The 16,655-nt window shown below is 29.6% G+C and carries 15 protein-coding genes and 1 riboswitch; of the genes, 3 read left to right on the top strand and 12 right to left on the bottom strand.

All coding sequences use genetic code 11. The features are described 5' to 3' along the window. Positions 1-174: 174 nt before the first annotated feature. From B3B03_RS00400 to glyA, 11 genes are all read right to left on the bottom strand, one after another. Entirely contained in the window at positions 175-1,116 is a 942-nt protein-coding gene (locus tag B3B03_RS00400; RefSeq protein ID WP_035132267.1) for an SPFH domain-containing protein, read from the bottom strand. Continuing rightward, positions 1,117-1,548, bottom strand: coding sequence for an NfeD family protein (locus B3B03_RS00395; protein ID WP_346876195.1), 432 nt, complete (start codon positions 1,546-1,548; stop codon positions 1,117-1,119). Positions 1,549-1,914: 366 nt separating this feature from the next. Then, complete coding sequence (locus tag B3B03_RS00390; RefSeq protein WP_346876194.1) at positions 1,915-3,693, bottom strand: aminopeptidase P family protein; 1,779 nt, start codon at positions 3,691-3,693, stop codon at positions 1,915-1,917. Positions 3,694-3,895: 202 nt separating this feature from the next. Further along, positions 3,896-4,861 carry a porphobilinogen synthase gene (gene hemB, locus B3B03_RS00385; RefSeq protein ID WP_346876193.1) on the bottom strand — a complete coding sequence of 322 codons (966 nt, stop codon included), beginning with the start codon at positions 4,859-4,861 and terminating at the stop codon, positions 3,896-3,898. Between the two features lie 61 nt (positions 4,862-4,922). Beyond that, positions 4,923-6,377, bottom strand: a complete 1,455-nt coding sequence (gene cobA, locus B3B03_RS00380) for a uroporphyrinogen-III C-methyltransferase (protein WP_346876192.1) — start codon at positions 6,375-6,377, stop codon at positions 4,923-4,925. Positions 6,378-6,396: 19 nt separating this feature from the next. Next, entirely contained in the window at positions 6,397-7,269 is an 873-nt protein-coding gene (gene hemC, locus B3B03_RS00375; protein WP_035132259.1) for a hydroxymethylbilane synthase, read from the bottom strand. 32 nt (positions 7,270-7,301) lie between these two features. Continuing rightward, on the bottom strand, positions 7,302-7,940 hold the full coding sequence (locus B3B03_RS00370; protein WP_346876191.1) for an NAD(P)-dependent oxidoreductase: 639 nt from the start codon (positions 7,938-7,940) through the stop codon (positions 7,302-7,304). Positions 7,941-7,970: 30 nt separating this feature from the next. Next, on the bottom strand, positions 7,971-9,095 hold the full coding sequence (locus tag B3B03_RS00365) for a pyridoxal phosphate-dependent aminotransferase (protein WP_414632446.1): 1,125 nt from the start codon (positions 9,093-9,095) through the stop codon (positions 7,971-7,973). Positions 9,096-9,133: 38 nt separating this feature from the next. Beyond that, a complete protein-coding gene (cbiB, locus tag B3B03_RS00360) occupies positions 9,134-10,099 on the bottom strand; it encodes an adenosylcobinamide-phosphate synthase CbiB (protein WP_414632824.1) in 966 nt (321 codons plus the stop codon). A 14-nt stretch (positions 10,100-10,113) separates the two neighbouring features. Next, positions 10,114-11,610 (bottom strand): cobyric acid synthase, encoded by a 1,497-nt coding sequence (locus B3B03_RS00355; RefSeq protein ID WP_346876190.1) that lies wholly within the window; start codon positions 11,608-11,610, stop codon positions 10,114-10,116. Positions 11,611-11,870: 260 nt separating this feature from the next. Further along, positions 11,871-12,043, bottom strand: a riboswitch (cobalamin riboswitch). A gap of 135 nt (positions 12,044-12,178) precedes the next feature. Further along, positions 12,179-13,411 (bottom strand): serine hydroxymethyltransferase, encoded by a 1,233-nt coding sequence (glyA, locus tag B3B03_RS00350; RefSeq protein ID WP_346848120.1) that lies wholly within the window; start codon positions 13,409-13,411, stop codon positions 12,179-12,181. Between the two features lie 379 nt (positions 13,412-13,790). Here glyA and B3B03_RS00345 point away from each other — a divergent pair, with 379 nt between their 5' ends. Beyond that, positions 13,791-13,973, top strand: a complete 183-nt coding sequence (locus B3B03_RS00345; RefSeq protein WP_150845548.1) for a hypothetical protein — start codon at positions 13,791-13,793, stop codon at positions 13,971-13,973. A gap of 36 nt (positions 13,974-14,009) precedes the next feature. Here the strand turns inward: B3B03_RS00345 and yfcE are convergent, their stop codons facing one another. Next, positions 14,010-14,555: a phosphodiesterase gene (yfcE, locus tag B3B03_RS00340; RefSeq protein WP_346876189.1), complete on the bottom strand. Its 546-nt coding sequence runs from the start codon at positions 14,553-14,555 to the stop codon at positions 14,010-14,012. Positions 14,556-14,705: 150 nt separating this feature from the next. Between yfcE and B3B03_RS00335 the strand changes: the two genes are divergently transcribed. Beyond that, entirely contained in the window at positions 14,706-14,957 is a 252-nt protein-coding gene (locus B3B03_RS00335; RefSeq protein WP_346848118.1) for an NAD(P)H-dependent oxidoreductase subunit E, read from the top strand. Continuing rightward, positions 14,948-16,654 (top strand): [Fe-Fe] hydrogenase large subunit C-terminal domain-containing protein, encoded by a 1,707-nt coding sequence (locus tag B3B03_RS00330; RefSeq protein WP_346876188.1) that lies wholly within the window; start codon positions 14,948-14,950, stop codon positions 16,652-16,654. Before B3B03_RS00335 ends, B3B03_RS00330 begins: the two co-directional genes overlap by 10 nt. Position 16,655 lies beyond the last annotated feature (1 nt).

The following is a 16,655-nucleotide window of genomic DNA, read 5'->3' as shown; positions in this document are numbered from 1 at the left end:
CCTTTTAAATTATATATTTATATAAACTTTCTCATTTCACTGTATTAAGAGTATATGCTAATATAGAATTTTTTACAATATTTATTTAATAAATTCAACATTTTAATATAGATATTGTAATTATTTATGTATAAAATAAAGCATTAGGTTGTGTCCTAATGCTTTGTTTTATTACTATTTATTATTTTTTAGCATTTCACCAATAGCTGCTATACTTCCAAGGGAAGATAGTGTTTCATTTGGTAATATAAGCTTGTTAGCAGGATTATTAGCCATTTCTTTAAGAGCTTCAACTTGTTTTAAAGCTATAACAGTTTCATTAGTTCCTGATTGAATTATAGCTTCATTTACTCTTCTTATCGCTTCTGCTTCTGCTTCTGAAATTTTTTCAATAGCTTTTGCTTTACCTTCTGCCTCTAGTAATTGAGATTCTTTTAATCCTTCTGCTCTTCTAATATTTGCTTCTTTTTCCGCTTCAGCAGCAAGTATTTTACTTCTCTTTTCGCCTTCAGCTTTTTCAATTTCTGATTGTCTTGATCCTTCTGCTTGAAGAATCATGGCTCTCTTATCTCTTTCAGCTCTCATTTGTTTTTCCATAGCCTGCTGAATTTCTGATGGAGGTACAATATTTTTAATTTCTACAGACAATAACTTAATTCCATAAGCATCAGTAACATTATCAACGATTTGTAATAATTTTGAGTTTATAAGGTCCCTTCCTGCTAATACTTCATCTAGAGTCATATCACCTAAAATATTTCTCATATTAGTTATAGTGGAATACATTATACCTTGAACATAGTTTTCTATGTTATAAACTGCATCCTTTGCACTTAAAACTTGATAAAATATAACGTTATCTACAGAAATATTAACATTATCTTTAGTTATTACGTTTTGTGGTGGTATATCAAGTATTTGTTGTTTAACAGATACCTTCTTTCTAATAAAGTCCACAAAAGGTATTGTTAAGTGCCAGCCAGGTTCTAATACCTTATAAAATTGACCAAACCTCTCCATAACATAGTTAGAACCAGTGTTAACTACTTTAACTGATGAAATTATGATGACTAGAACTACAAATAGTATGACTAAAACACCAATTACTAATTCCATTTAAATCACTCCTTTTTTAATTATCAATTTATTATTTTCAATTTTTAACACCTTAAAAGTATCACCAATATTTATATCTTCACCTATATTTCTAGCTGTCCAATAAACTTCGTTAACTTTTATTCTACATTCCCTATTACTTTCTAATTTAACTTCAGATACAAACTCTCTATCTTCATACTTGCCAACCAATGGTTTTTCAGTTGGTAGATTTACGTTAATATATTTTTTAGACACCTTTAATCCAAATATAATTGCAATAGTTCCTAGTATTAAAGCAATCCATATTTGTGTAGTAAAGTCTACAAAATATCCTGCAATAAAAGCAGGAATAAATCCTAACCCTAACCATGAAAAGGTAAAACTACTTGTAGTTATATCTACAATTATTACAAAAATAAGTAATCCAAACCAAATCCAGTTTAAATCCATTAAATATCACCTCTCAAATTTAAATAATATTAACAAGCATATATAAATTATTATATGCTTGTGTATTAAGTATAATTATATCACATTATAGTAAAATATTATATTTTTTTATATTATTTAATCAGGTATTTTTTCCACCTATATAGCGTATATATTATAAGTGTACATATAAACACCAGTAAGTTTGGAGGTATTGCCATGAACCGTGATTCTAATATGTTCAGTTATTTGTTTATAGGTATGTTACTAATTATAATATCCGGAATATTTAAAATGCTATAATATTAAAATGCTATAATAAAAATCATCCCTATTATGTAGAGATGATTTTTGTTTTGTTATGAAACAATAATTTGTAATATAAGGTTAAACTTCTCTAGTTTCTTTCTTCAAAAATTCTTTTTCTTCTGTATTTAGATAAGGTGATAACAATTTATATACTTCTTTATGATAATTATTTAATAATAATTTTTCCTTTTCTGTAAGCATATCTATTTTTATACCATCTAAATCTATAGGACAATAGGTAGCTACATCAAACTTCATAAATTGTCCCCCATATTCTGTTTCATTGTCTTTAGTAACAAATAGTAAATTCTCTATTCTAATACCATGCTTACCTTCTTTATATACACCAGGTTCATTTGTAACATTCATTCCTTCTTCAAATACTACTGTATTAGGAACTTGTGAGAAGTTTTGTGGTCCTTCATGAACATTAAGGAAAAATCCAACTCCATGACCAGTTCCACATTTATAGTCAATTCCTGCTTCCCAAAGTGGTGTTCTTGCAATAACATCTAAATTAGATCCAGTAGCTCCATATAAGAACTTAGCCATAGTTAAAGCTAAATTACTCTTAACTACAAGAGTAAAGTCTCTTCTTTCTTCTTCGGTCAATTCACCTAGAACTATGGTTCTTGTTATATCTGTAGTTCCATCATAATATTGCCCACCTGAATCCACTAAGAATAATCCTTCTGGCTTTAAAATATAATTACTTTCTGGCGTAGCAGAATAATGCATCATGGCAGCATGCTCTTTATATGCAGCTATGGTTGAAAAACTTGGTTCAACAAAATACTCTTGTTCACTTCTTAATTTAATTAGAGTATCTGTGGCTGACATCTCAGATATTTCTTCTTTATCTACATTTTCTTTTAAGTACTTTATGAACTTAACCATAGCAACTCCATCTTTTATAGTACAGTTTCTAAAGTTACTTCTTTCAACTTCATTCTTTATTGCTTTTAAATCTGTAGTTATATTTCTTTTTTCGATTTTAGAAATAGATTCATTTAATGAGGTAAGAATTTTCACATTAGTTTTATTTGGATCAAATAATATAGATGTATCTTTAAGTTCTTTTAAGTTATTGAATATCTCATTATACTTTAATATATCAACAGAAGAAGCCTTTAGATTGGTTATAACTTCATCAGTTAATTTATTATTATCTATGAAAAACTTAACATAATCCATGCTAATTAATAAATAAGATATTGTTACAGGACTGCTTTCTACATCATTTCCCCTAATATTTAATGTCCAAGCGATATCATCTAAGGAACTTAATACGTAATATTCAGCCCCTATTTCCTTCATCTTTTCACGAATAATAGCAAGTTTTTCTGATGCTGATTCACCTGCAAATTTAACATCATGAAGAAACACCTTTGTATTAGGCATAGCTGGCCTATCACTCCAAATTGGAGATATTAAATCCTTTTCTGGATTTATTTTTATTTTTCTGCTTTTAAATGTTTCTGTCATAGTTTTATATATTCCAATAGGCATTACAGAACCATCAAAACCAACTATATCTCCTGGATTAAGCTCTTTTTTTAGAAATTCTGTGAAGGTAGGAACCTTAGGTTGTCCCATTTTAAAAAGCTCTATTCCCGTACCAGATAGTTGCTTTTCAGCTTGAATATAATAACGACCATCTGCCCATAGTATTGCTCTATTAAGAGTTACCACTACAGTTCCTGCTGAACCTGTAAAGCCAGAAATCCATGCTCTAGCTTTGAAGTATTCAGCTACATATTCACTTTGATGAGAATCAAAACTAGGAATAATGTAAGCTGATAATTGATTTTCCTTCATAGCCCTTCTTAGGCTTTCAATTTTTTCTTTAACATTCATCCATATTCACCCCTATTTTCTACTAATAAACATCTAAACCTATTATACTGCTAAAATTTTATACAATCAATGATATAATTTATAAATATGAATTTCGTTTTAAAATTATTCATTATACCAAATATCTAAATTCTGATTTCTAATTATTATGGTATAAAAAAACTCATTGCTTTATTACAATGAGTTTTTATGTTAAATCTATTTATTCTTTAATCCATTTACTTGCTTCTAATGCATAGTAAGTGATAATTAATTTAGCACCAGCTCTTTTTATTGAAATTAACATTTCAAGAGCAGCTCTTTTTTCATCAATTAATCCATTTTCTCCTGCATTTTTTATCATAGCATATTCTCCACTGACATTGTAGGCAGCTATAGGCATATTAAAAGTCATACTGGCCTCTTTTATTATGTCTAAATATAATATAGCTGGTTTAACCATTACTATATCAGCACCTTCTTCAATATCAGCTGCGATTTCTCTCATAGCTTCCTTACCATTAGCAGGATCCATTTGATAGCTGCTTCTATCTCCAAATTGAGGAGCTGAATTTGCAGCTGCTCTAAAAGGACCATACATAGCAGAACTATATTTTGCACTATAACTCATTATAGATATATGCTTAAATCCGTTTTCATCTAAGATATCTCTTATGGCTTTAACTCTACCATCCATCATATCTGAAGGTGCAATCATGTCAGCTCCAGCTTTAGCATGAGAAAGTGCAATCTTAGCTAAGTACTTTAAGCTTTCATCATTATCTACTCTCTCATTTTTAATAACTCCACAATGACCGTGAGAAGTGTATTGACACATGCATACATCGGTAATAACAAATAATTCCTTAGAGATTTCTTTGACTTTTCTTATTGCTCTTTGAACTATACCCTCTTCACAGAAAGCTGAAGAAGCAATTTCATCCTTCTCATCCGGAAGTCCAAATAAGATTATACCTTTTACTCCTGCAGCAATAACTTCATCTATAACTTCTGGTAATCTATCTAAAGACCAGTGGTAATTCCCTACCAGAGATGGAATCTCTTCTTTAATATTTTCTCCTTCAACCACAAAAATTGGGTATATAAAATCATTACTATTTAAAATAGTTTCACGTACCATATCTCTTATTGCACTAGTTTCTCTTAATCTTCTATATCTTTTGAACATAATAAACATGGCCTATTAATGCAAGGCCATGATACACCTACCTTTCAGTCTTTAAAAAAATTTATTTTATTAAGGTATCTATAATACCTTGAGTTCCAATTTTATCACATTGTGTATAGGATAATTGATGAATATTTAAAGCCTTTGAAGTAATAGGCCCTATTGATATAATTGATTTTTCTTTTATCTTATCTATTCCAACTAAAGTAATCATATTTTCTACGGTGCTAGGACTAGTAAATACAACTGTATCACAATTATCAAAAGAAACTATATTAGGATTTTCACCAATAACTGTGTCATATACTGGTATATCATCTACCTCAGCTCCAATATTTCGAAGTTCATTTACAATATAGTTTCTCCCCTTTTTTGAGCGTGGAATTAATATTTTATCTCCTGATGAAACCTTTAGTTCTATAGCTTTAAATAAACCTTCACCTGTAAATTCCTCTGCTGTTAAAGTTGGAATTATTCCCTTAGCTTTTAAAGCTTTAGTAGTAGCATCTCCTATAGAAACAAACTCACCTTTAATTTTTCTTATATCTATACTGTTATGGTATAATGCATTAAATAGCATTTCAACTCCATTAATACTAGTTAATAATATATACTTATAGTCTTCTAATTTATTTTCAATAGCTTTAATACTTTCAGGATTAGGTTCTATTGCAATAGAATTTATTTCTGTAACTGAAGCTCCTAATTTAGATAATTCATCGCCAATTTCCCTGCTTTGAGCTTTACTCCTAGTTATGCAAATATTTCTTCCGAATAGAGGTAACTTCTCAAACCAATTCAACTTATCATTGAATTTGACTACTTCTCCCACTACAATGATAGATGGATTTGATATGCCCTTTTCCTTTGCTATTTCAGTTATATCTTTTAAAGTTCCTACTGCTTTCTTTTGATTAGAGGTAGTTCCACTCATTACAAGAGCTACTGGAGTTTCTTCTCCTAATCCAGCAGTAATAAGACCGTTGCAAATGCCTCCTAATTGTTCATAACCCATCATAAAAATTAAAGTACCCTTTAATTTAGCTATAGTTTCAAAATCTAAGTTTAAACCAGCTGCACTTTTAGCAGTAAAGACATGAAAACTTTGGGCAATTTTCCTATGGGTTACAGGTATGCCACCATAATTGAGTGCTGCAATAGGTGAAGTTATACCTGGCACTACTTCAAAATCAATATTTTCATCTATTAGAGCTAAAGCTTCTTCACCACCACGACCAAATATGTATGGATCTCCACCTTTAATTCTTCCAACAATATGTCCTTCTTTTGCTAATTTAACTAAGGTATCATTAATCTCTTCCTGAGTTTTATAGTGACATCCTGGCTCTTTTCCACAATAATAAAGTTTTGCATCTCTATTTACATATTTTAATATTTCAGAACCAGATAATCTGTCATAAAGTATAGCTGTACATTCTCTTAAAACCTTTATAGCTCTTAATGTTATTAAGTCTGGTGATCCTGGACCACCTCCAATTAAATAAACCTTTCCCATAAATCCTCCTATTAAATATCTACTTATTTAAGATAACTTGTGATAATTTTTTTCCTAAGTTTAAATATTCTTCTTTATTTCCTATTATAGTGTCTTTTACTAAATTACCATTGACTTCATATATACCCATAATAGTCATTACATCATCTTCTATAGAAGCATATGCACCAATAGTAGAATGACAATCACCCTTTAACTCTCTCATAAAACTTCTTTCAGCTTCTACGCAAATTCTAACTTCCTCATTATCTAGAGCCCTTAATTCATCTGCATACTCACAACTCTCATGAATTTCTATACCTAAAGCTCCTTGTGCAATAGCAGGAATTATTTCATTTGTTTCAAAATAATTGGTAATAATTCCTTCTAATCCCAATCTCTTTAATCCAGCAGCTGCTAATACTATTCCGTCTAAGTTTTCATTTTCAATCTTATCAATTCTTGTTTGAACATTACCTCTTACAGGAACTATTTCAATGTCTGGTCTTAAAAGGAGAATTTGCTCACTTCTTCTTTTACTACTAGTACCAACTCTAGCCCCCTTAGGTAAATTAAAAAATGAAACACCATTCATAGAAACAAAGGCATCCCTTACATCTTCCCTTATTGGCGTAGCAGCAATAGAGAAACCATCTGGTAGCTCATATGGCACATCCTTCATACTATGGACTCCTCCATGTGCTTTTCCATCAATCATTAATTTTTCTAACTCTTTTATAAAGACTCCCTTTCCACCTATTTTATCTAACGTTACATCAAGTCTTTTATCTCCTAAAGTATCTGTAAGAACCTTTTCACATTTTATATTATGTAGCTCTTCAACCAAATCCATTACATAATCAGTTTGAACTTGAGCAAGCTTACTTTTTCGTGTAGCTAATTTTAAATTCAATTCTACTCCTCCATTCATTGTATAATTTAAATCTATACCCATTCATTTATTAAATCCGAATAAAATAATTGCAAAATCTCAATATGGTATCCATTGTTAAAGAAGAAAAGAAAATCTTCAGAACATATAAAATTTAGAATTTCACTTTTATTATTTAAAGTTGTTACATTATTTCTAATATGAGTTATAAATTCTATATAATTGTCAAAGTTCTGAAGATACTCCTTTGCCTTATTGCATAAAAATACCGATGCTTTAGGATTTTTTCCTTTAATTCGAAGCCCCAAAGCAATATTTTCACTTCTTCCTGTAGCACAAAGAATAGCTTTAGAATTCTCCGGAAGGGTAGTATCAATAAAAATTTTATTTTTACTGTTACATATATTCCTAATATTTTCGTTGAATTTAGAATCATTTGTACAAATTACAATTAAATGATAATCCTCCAATAACTCATTAGTAAAAGTTTTATCTAGAAGTTTCAAATTATCATAAGCACCATCTAACAACTTAAATTCATCTGTAAACTGTTCTGAGATGCAATGAACCACAAACCTACTATTTAAAAGAGTTTTAGCTTTTATTAAAGCACTTTTTCCTCCTCCTAATATTAAAACTTTAGTATTCATACCATTCAATGAAATAAATACGGAATCATTAAAACTATCCATGAGAATCCTATCCTTTATTTTAATATTTATTTAGCTACTAATTTCACTTAAAGCTTTTATAATAGTTTCATTCATATCTCTAGTTTTTATAGCTAACCTTACAAAACTATCATTAAGACCAGTATAGTTATTACAATTTCTAATTAAAATACCCTTTTCCATAAGCTGTTTTAAAAGTTCTGAGCTTGTAATTCCTTTTATCTTACAAAGAAAATAATTAGCCTTGCTTTCATACACCTTTTGTATAATCTTTATATCATTCAAAGATTTTTTCATAAATGCTCTTTCGGATATCAACCAATTTTTACTTTCATCTATAAACTTTTCATCAAATAATGCATACTTAGCAGCAACTTCTGCAAAACAATTCACTGTCCAAGGATTTTGATTACAAATAATGAAATCTAGTAATTTATTATTTCTACTTATGGCATAGCCCAAACGAACTCCTGCCATGGAGAAAAATTTTGTTATAGCTCTAACAATTACAATACAACTATAATTATGTATATAATTAATTATACTCTTATTATTATCTAATACAAACTCTATAAACGCTTCATCAATAATCACTAATTTATTATGGGCTTCACAATAATCTAATATGTTTTTAAATTTACAATGATCAATAATACAACCATTTGGATTATTAGGATTAGCCATTATTAACCCCTCAGTATTTTGTATCTGTGTAAAAATATCTTCATAATCATATTCCATAAACTCATTTAAAAAAGAATAATTGATATCCAATTTATGTTTTTTACTAAAATCTTCGTATTCTACAAAGGAAGGAACAACTATGGTTATAGAATTCAAGTAGCTTATAACTAAATCTAAAATTTCAGCTGCTCCATTTCCTACTATAATATTTTCAATACCTATGCTATTAAAATACTCTTTACCATAGGCATTTCCATTAAAATACTCATTACTTTTAAATAAATAATTTAATAGGTTATTTTTTAATTCTCTATATTTTATATCTGGATACAGAGGTACCTTTTCTAAAGCTTCTCCTATATTTCCCTTAAAATCCTTAGATATGGATATAGGATTTACATTTGAGCTAAAGTCTAAAAGTTTTCTTCCAATTAAAGTACCTTCAGTATATATATCTCCTCCATGTTTCAAAATATATATACCACCTTTCATCTTAATATGTGCAAGTATATAAAAACACTCACCTTTAACTAAAGTATAATTATAGATGTTAAACTTAATATTATTAGTAAAATTTCACTACTATACATTAGTATTATAGATTTCTTAATGTGTTGATGACTTAAAGCTTCTGTAGCATCTCCAATAGTTGGTTTTTCTACTATTTCTCCAAAGTAGGTATTAGCACCACCTAATTGAATAGATAAGGCTCCAGCAGTAGCTCCCTCAGGATAGGCACAATTAGGACTTTTATGATTCTTTCTGTCTCTAATCATAATCTTAAAGGATTCAATTATCCTTCCCTTAACTACCCATGCTGTAAGACACATTAATACTCCAGTTAGTCTAGCAGGAATAAAATTAAATATATCATCAACATTTGCTGGAAAAAAACCTATATTCTTATATTTTTCATTTAAGTACCCTACCATAGAATCCATAGTGTTAATTCCTTTATACATCATAGCAAGTGGTGCCCCTCCTATGATGGCATAAATTATAGGTGCAATTATACCATCAGAAGTATTTTCAGCTATAGTTTCTACATCACCTCGAATTATTTCATCCTTACTTAAAGAAGTTGTATCTCGACCTACAATATATGAAAGCTTAACTCTAGCTTCTTTTATATCATCCTGAACAAGAGCATTATAGACCTGAATTCCGGCTGTATGAAGACTCTTAGCAGCAAGTGTTGTCCATATTATTAAAGTATTAACTACTATAAAAACAATATTATTTATTATAGATAGCTTAAGTAATAAATATGGAATAGTGTATGTAATTATACAAACCATAAACACCATAAATAAAGAAGCCCACTTCAATTTAATATTATTAGGGAAATGTTTTCTTAGCCACTTTTCTATAGCTCCAATAAGTTTTCCTATATATATAATCGGATGTGATAGCCAATTAGGATCACCTAAAATAAAGTCTAAAATAACTGCTAAAGATACACAAAGTATATTTAAGGATATATGAAAATTAATCATGATAACTTCTCCCACTATCTATTTAAGCCCATTATTTTATATATTTTATTCATATCTATAGAGGCTCTTACAAGGTCAGCTAGTTTATCTAATTCCTTTTCTCTTAAGTGCTCATAAGCCATAGAAACCTTCTCTTCAATTCCCTTGTCTCTTCTTAATTCATTAATAATGTGTTGTCTAAACTCAACCCCATCAAAAATACCATGAATATACGTTCCCATAACATTTCTTTTATTATTTACTACCCCATCTAAATGATTAGCTTCTTCATTATTGCTCTTATTTATGTTAATAAGGCTTTTACCTTCATCTAAAATCGTAGTTTTTCCCATGTGTATTTCATATCCATAAATACTTAAAGGTGTATCATTGTTTATTAAATCCTTTGCTATGATACCATTAACTCTAGTAGTAATCTTTTTCTCTTCAAAAACTGTTTTTATAGGTAAAATATCTAATCCTTCCATAGACTCTAGTGTAGTTTCAACTCCATAAGGATCCTCTAATATCTTCCCTAGCATTTGATATCCTCCACAAATACCTATGATTTTCCCATTAACTTCATATTCTCTAATTTTGTTATATAAGCCTGATTTTTTTAAATATTCTAAATCCCCTAAGGTATTTTTAGTTCCAGGAATTATAACTAAATCAGGAGTTTTAAATTCAGTTACAGTTTCAACATATCTTACAGAAACATCTGGTTCTATAGATAACGCATCAAAATCAGTAAAGTTTGATATATGCGGTAACCTTATAATGGCTATATCAATTTTATCTGTGATATTTTTATTAAGGTCAACAGCTCCATCTTCATCCTCTAAGTCTAATTTAAAATATGGAACAACCCCTAAGCAATCCCTATGAGTTAACTCCTCTAAACTATCTACTCCAGGTTTAAGTAAGGATATATCTCCTCTAAACTTATTTATAATAGTTCCTTTAACTCTGTCCTTTTCACTATCACTAAGGAGCATAATAGTACCTAATAAAGAAGCAAATACGCCGCCCTTATCGATATCACCTACAAGTAAAACAGGTGCATCTATTAGTTCAGCCATCCCCATGTTAACAATATCGTTGTCTCTTAAGTTTATTTCTGCTGGACTTCCTGCCCCTTCCATAACAATAATATCAAATTGATTTTCTAATTTTTCAAAAGCAGACTTTAAATCATCCTTAAATTTAACTTTTAAATTGTGGTATTCCTTTGCATTGGAGTAACCATATACTTCTCCATTAAAAATTATTTGACAATTTTTATCTGTAGTAGGTTTTAGTAGAATAGGATTCATATATACCTCAGGTTCAAGCCCTGCAGCATAAGCTTGCAAAACTTGAGCACGCCCCATCTCTTTTCCATCCAAAGTTATATATGAATTAAGAGACATATTTTGTGACTTATATGGACATACCAAATATCCATCTTGTTTAAATATTCTACATAATGCAGTAACTAGTATACTTTTTCCTACAGAAGAAGCTGTACCTTGAATCATTATTTTAGCCATTTATAATACCTTCTTTCTATTAAGTAGAGAACCCAAATCTTTGATTTGGGGTGAATCACTTACTCAGCGAACGCAGTGAGTCGAGTTTCAATTTAAATAAAATAAAAAAGCAAGGAAGAAAAGCTCCCTTGCCAAATAATTAAAATTTCCATCTTAGTAAAATAAAAAATATAAGTTTAAATCTAAGTAAGATAAACTTACCAAAATCTTTAATTTTACTTATACATATTAACTTAGTCACTAAAATAGCTCATTTCCCTCCGAAAGCTCATATTTAGGCAGGTCTCCTGGCTTATGAATCATTCTAACCTCACCTTCCCCTATTAAGAGTGGTATTTGAGGGTCGTCATCATTTACAGTAGCGGGGGCTGCTATGGATTTTAACCATATTCCCTTTTCACTTTTAAAAAGCACCTAAAATACTATTTAATTTTCACCCATAATTATAAGAGGTTTAAACACATAAGTCAATATAATGTGAATTTTACTTTGCATTCATTCTTATATTCTATAAAAAATGTAAAGACCTAGCAGTGAAAATGCTAGGTCCTTAGTTATTACAAATACTTTACTTATATAATGGAATTTTATTGCAAAGAGCTTTAACTCTTTCCTTAGCAGGTGATAAATCAGCATCTCTGTTATCAATTGCCCAATTCATTATATCAGCAATTTCAATCATTTCTTCTTTTCCAAAACCTCTAGTAGTAGTAGCAGGAGTACCTATTCTAATACCACTAGTTACAAATGGGCTTTGGGATTCAAAAGGTATTGTATTTTTATTTACAGTGATTCCAACTTCGTCTAATAGATGCTCCGCTGCTTTTCCTGTAATATCTTTATTTCTTAAATCCACAAGAATTAAATGATTATCGGTACCATCAGACACTAATTTAAATCCTTTTTCTTTTAATGCACTTGCAAGAGATTTAGCATTTTCTAAAACTTTTTGCTGATACTCTTTAAAAGATGGGTCTAGAGCTTCTTTAAAGCAGATAGCTTTAGCTGCAATAGTATGCATTAATGGACCACCCTGTATTCCAGGGAATATAGTTTTATCTACTAGTTTTGCATACTTTTCTTTACAAAGTATTGCCCCACCCCTTGGTCCTCTTAAAGTTTTATGAGTTGTTGTTGTAATAAAGTCTGCATATGGAGCTGGACTAGGATGTACACCTGCGGCAATAAGTCCAGCTATATGAGCCATATCTACCATCATATATGCACCTATCTCATCACATATTGATCTTATTTTATCAAATTCTATTATTCTTGGGTAAGCACTAGCCCCCGCAACTATCATTTTAGGCCTTTCCTCTAAAGCTACAGTTCTTAATGCATCATAATCTATAAATCCATCTTCACCTACTCCATAAGATATAAATTTATATAACTTTCCAGAAAAATTAACTGGACTTCCATGGGTTAAGTGTCCACCATCAGATAAATTCATTCCTAATACTTTATCTCCTGGTTCTAATACACTCATATAAACTGCCATGTTAGCTTGAGAACCTGAATGAGGTTGAACATTGGCATGGTCTGCTCCAAATAGTTTACACATTCTATCTCTAGCAATATTTTCAGCAACATCTACGCATTCGCAACCACCATAATATCTTTTTCCTGGATATCCTTCTGCATATTTATTTGTAAGAGTGGACCCCATAGCCTCTCTCACGGCCTCACTTGTAAAGTTTTCTGAAGCGATAAGTTCGATTTTACTTTCCTGTCTAGCAGTCTCAAGACAAATTGCTTCATAAATTTCCGTATCAATGTTTTTAACATGTTCTAAGTTCATACATACTCCTCCTGCAATTAAAATTAGTTGTTTTTGGTGGAACCATGTGAATAGCTTTTTAACAAGTTTTTTTCTTTTGCGTTAGTAAAGCTTTAGTACTTAGTTTTGCAGCACAGATAGCAACAATATAACCACCAGAACCTTTACATATTATTATAACATTTATTTTCATGTTAACATACTCAATTTTTTAATTATTCTTGAAATTTTTTAATTATATGACTTTATGTGTACAAAAACACCCTTAAATAGTTTCTATATATTTAATTTTTTAAAATACTATTTAACATAATTTAATAATTCCTTTATCTATATTATTGAATAAATCATCTACGTTGTTATATAATCTATTTAATTAATAACTACAAGGAGGAATGATATGGAAATTCATATATTTCTAAAAGGCAAGAAAGAAGCTGAAATTTTTAAGGGAGATAGAATTGATATCCTTGATTTTGAAATGGGTGGAGTTAAGTATAAGCAAGTGAGATACTTTAGAAACGGATTTAGTAAAAGTGAATTAATTGAATCTAATATAATTGATAAAATAATTAAAAAGTAGAGGAAATACCCTCTACTTTTTAATATAGAACATTATTTAGTTCAATACTATTTCTTGAATTATAGTTCCCTCTAATGTTTTTATATAGAATACATCTCCATCTACAACTCCATAGCTATGAGGATTATTTTCCTTTGGATAAGAAATAGAACCTGGATTAATTATAGAAATGCCATCTTTTTTATTAATACCTAATATATGTGTATGACCATGTAGCATTATATCTTCTGTAGATATATTAGGCATATTATTCTCATTATATTTGTGTCCATGAGTTAAAAAAAATCTTTTGTTATTATATAAAACTACAGAATAATCTCCCATGCATGGAAAATCCAATAACATTTGATCAACTTCCGAATCACAGTTTCCACGTACTGCAATTATCTTATATCTATATTCATTTAGTATCTTTGCTACCTCTTTAGGATCATACTCTTCCGGTAATGGATTTCTTGGCCCGTGATAAAGTATATCTCCAAGAATTAATAAATAATCACCCTGTTCTCTATTAAATACTTCTATAGCTTTTTTTGTGTATTTTGAAGAACCATGAATATCAGAAATAACTACTAATCTCATTTTATATCCTCCCATAATAAATTTTATACTTATTATTTACATTACTTTTATAACATTGTCAAATGTATAACAACATGTGATTGACGGTATTTTACCAAAGTTCTATAATTTATTATATAACATATATACAGATTAAGGAGGGGTTTTATTTTGATTGTTAAAGTTTGTGTTGGAAGTGCTTGTTATGTAAGAGGTTCTCACAATGTTATAAACCGAATTAAGAGCTTAATAGAATTAAATAATTTAACAGATAAAATAGAATTAAAAGCTTCATTTTGTCTTGGTCATTGTACTGATTCGGTATGTGTTACTGTCGATGATAACATTTATACTGTAAATGAAGATGAAGTAGATAAATTCTTTGAAGAATATATAGTTAAGAAGGTGAATCTATGCAAGTAATGAATTTTTCCTCCGCTAACTGTAAAAATTGCTACAAATGTGTACGTACTTGTACAGTTAAAGCTATAGAAGTCTTAAATGATCAAGCTAAAATCCAAGAAGATAGATGTATTTTTTGTGGTCATTGTTTAGTCGTATGTCCTCAAAACGCTCGTCATGTGCTTTCAGATATTGATGATGTCAAAGCAGCATTAAATAGCAATAAAACAGTTGTTGCTCAATTAGCACCTGCTTTTAGAGGAGTATTCTCTCATCCTTCTAAATTGATAACTGCTCTAAGAAGATTAGGTTTTTCTTATATTGAAGAGGTTTCCATAGGTGCAGAACTAGTAACTCAAGAATATGAATGTAGGATTGATTGTAGTTCAAGTAGTGAATTTATCACAAGTTGCTGTCCTTCCATAGTAATGTTAATAGAAAAATATTATCCTGAATTAATTCCATTAGTTTTACCAGTATCCTCTCCTATGGTCGCCCATGGAAAAAGCATAAAAAATAGATATGAGGAATCTTATACTGTTTTTATAGGTCCATGTGTATCTAAAAAATATGAAGCTTTATCTGAATCTAATTTAGGATTTGTTGATTCTGTGTTAACCTTTGACGAAATCATCGACTATATAAAAGAAAATGGTATTGAATATTCTGAACTAGAAGATGGAGAAGTAGATTTTAGCGGTACTACAAGAGGTGATCGCTATCCTGTAGTTGGTGGAATATTAAATGCCATAAGACCTACTATTGATAAAAAAGATTTAAATGTAATTAGGGTTCATGGTCTGGAAAATTGTAAAGTTATTTTAGAGGAACTTAAAAATAACACTTTAAAGAATGTGTGTATAGAATTAAGTGCCTGTAATGAAAGTTGTCTTGGCGGTCCAGGCACATTATCTGATAATGAATCTGTATACACTAGACTACAAAGAATTCAAGATTACTTAAAAACAAAAAATAATAATTCAAAAGTTATTAATATAAATAAGGATAATCTTAATCTTACAAGAAACTTTGAAAATAAAAAAATCCATATGCTAACACCTAAAGACGATGAAATTAAAGTTCTTCTTAAACAAATGGGAAAATACACTAAAGAAGATGAATTAAACTGTGGCGCTTGTGGATACAACACTTGTGTTGAAAAGGCAATTGCTGTTTACAATGGAATGTCTGAGGTTGAGATGTGTGTACCTTATATGAGATCATTAGCAGAAAATATGAATAGTGAAATATTTAAAAATTCACCTAATGCTTTAATTATAATTGATGATAACTTATTGATTAAGGACATTAATCCCTCTGGAAGAAGAATGTTTTTAAATTGTGAAAAAGAAAGTATAATAGGAGTTCCTATAACAGAAATTATACACGACTTAGACTTTAAAAAAGTAGCCGACACAAAAAAGAATATTTTAGGTAAAAAAGTATTCTACAGTAAGTTAGATTTTCATGGGTATAAAAGTGTAATTTATATTAAAAATCACTCATCTTTATTGATAACATTTACAGACATAACTGAGGAAGAAAATAGGAAATTAGAATTGACTGAATTGAAGCGTAAATCTATTGATGTTACCCAAACAATTATAAACAAGCAAATGATGGTTGCTCAAGAAATTGCTAGCTTACTTGGTGAAACTACTGCAGAAACTAAAGTTGCTATCCTAGAGTTAAAAAAAGTATTAGAAGAGGAAGACTAAT

It is taken from the genome of Clostridium sp. UBA5712 (assembly GCF_002419845.1).
Classification (GTDB): Bacteria; Bacillota; Clostridia; order Clostridiales; family Clostridiaceae; genus Clostridium_J; species Clostridium_J sulfidigenes.
Note: the sequence above shows the minus strand (reverse complement) of the source record. Positions and strands in the feature narration are given on the sequence as shown.

Excerpts from the sequence above, each read along its gene's own strand:
- B3B03_RS00395 (WP_346876195.1), bottom strand. The coding sequence starts at position 1,548 with ATGGATTTAAACTGGATTTGGTTTGGATTACTTATTTTTGTAATAATT.
- hemB (WP_346876193.1), bottom strand. The coding sequence starts at position 4,861 with ATGTTCAAAAGATATAGAAGATTAAGAGAAACTAGTGCAATAAGAGAT.
- glyA (WP_346848120.1), bottom strand. The coding sequence starts at position 13,411 with ATGAACTTAGAACATGTTAAAAACATTGATACGGAAATTTATGAAGCA.
- B3B03_RS00365 (WP_414632446.1), bottom strand. The coding sequence starts at position 9,095 with ATGAAAGGTGGTATATATATTTTGAAACATGGAGGAGATATATATACT.
- cobA (WP_346876192.1), bottom strand. The coding sequence starts at position 6,377 with ATGGGAAAGGTTTATTTAATTGGAGGTGGTCCAGGATCACCAGACTTA.
- B3B03_RS00345 (WP_150845548.1), top strand. The coding sequence starts at position 13,791 with ATGGAAATTCATATATTTCTAAAAGGCAAGAAAGAAGCTGAAATTTTT.
- B3B03_RS00370 (WP_346876191.1), bottom strand. The coding sequence starts at position 7,940 with ATGGATAGTTTTAATGATTCCGTATTTATTTCATTGAATGGTATGAAT.
- B3B03_RS00330 (WP_346876188.1), top strand. The coding sequence starts at position 14,948 with ATGCAAGTAATGAATTTTTCCTCCGCTAACTGTAAAAATTGCTACAAA.
- B3B03_RS00390 (WP_346876194.1), bottom strand. The coding sequence starts at position 3,693 with ATGAATGTTAAAGAAAAAATTGAAAGCCTAAGAAGGGCTATGAAGGAA.
- B3B03_RS00400 (WP_035132267.1), bottom strand. The coding sequence starts at position 1,116 with ATGGAATTAGTAATTGGTGTTTTAGTCATACTATTTGTAGTTCTAGTC.
- yfcE (WP_346876189.1), bottom strand. The coding sequence starts at position 14,555 with ATGAGATTAGTAGTTATTTCTGATATTCATGGTTCTTCAAAATACACA.
- cbiB (WP_414632824.1), bottom strand. The coding sequence starts at position 10,099 with ATGATTAATTTTCATATATCCTTAAATATACTTTGTGTATCTTTAGCA.
- B3B03_RS00355 (WP_346876190.1), bottom strand. The coding sequence starts at position 11,610 with ATGGCTAAAATAATGATTCAAGGTACAGCTTCTTCTGTAGGAAAAAGT.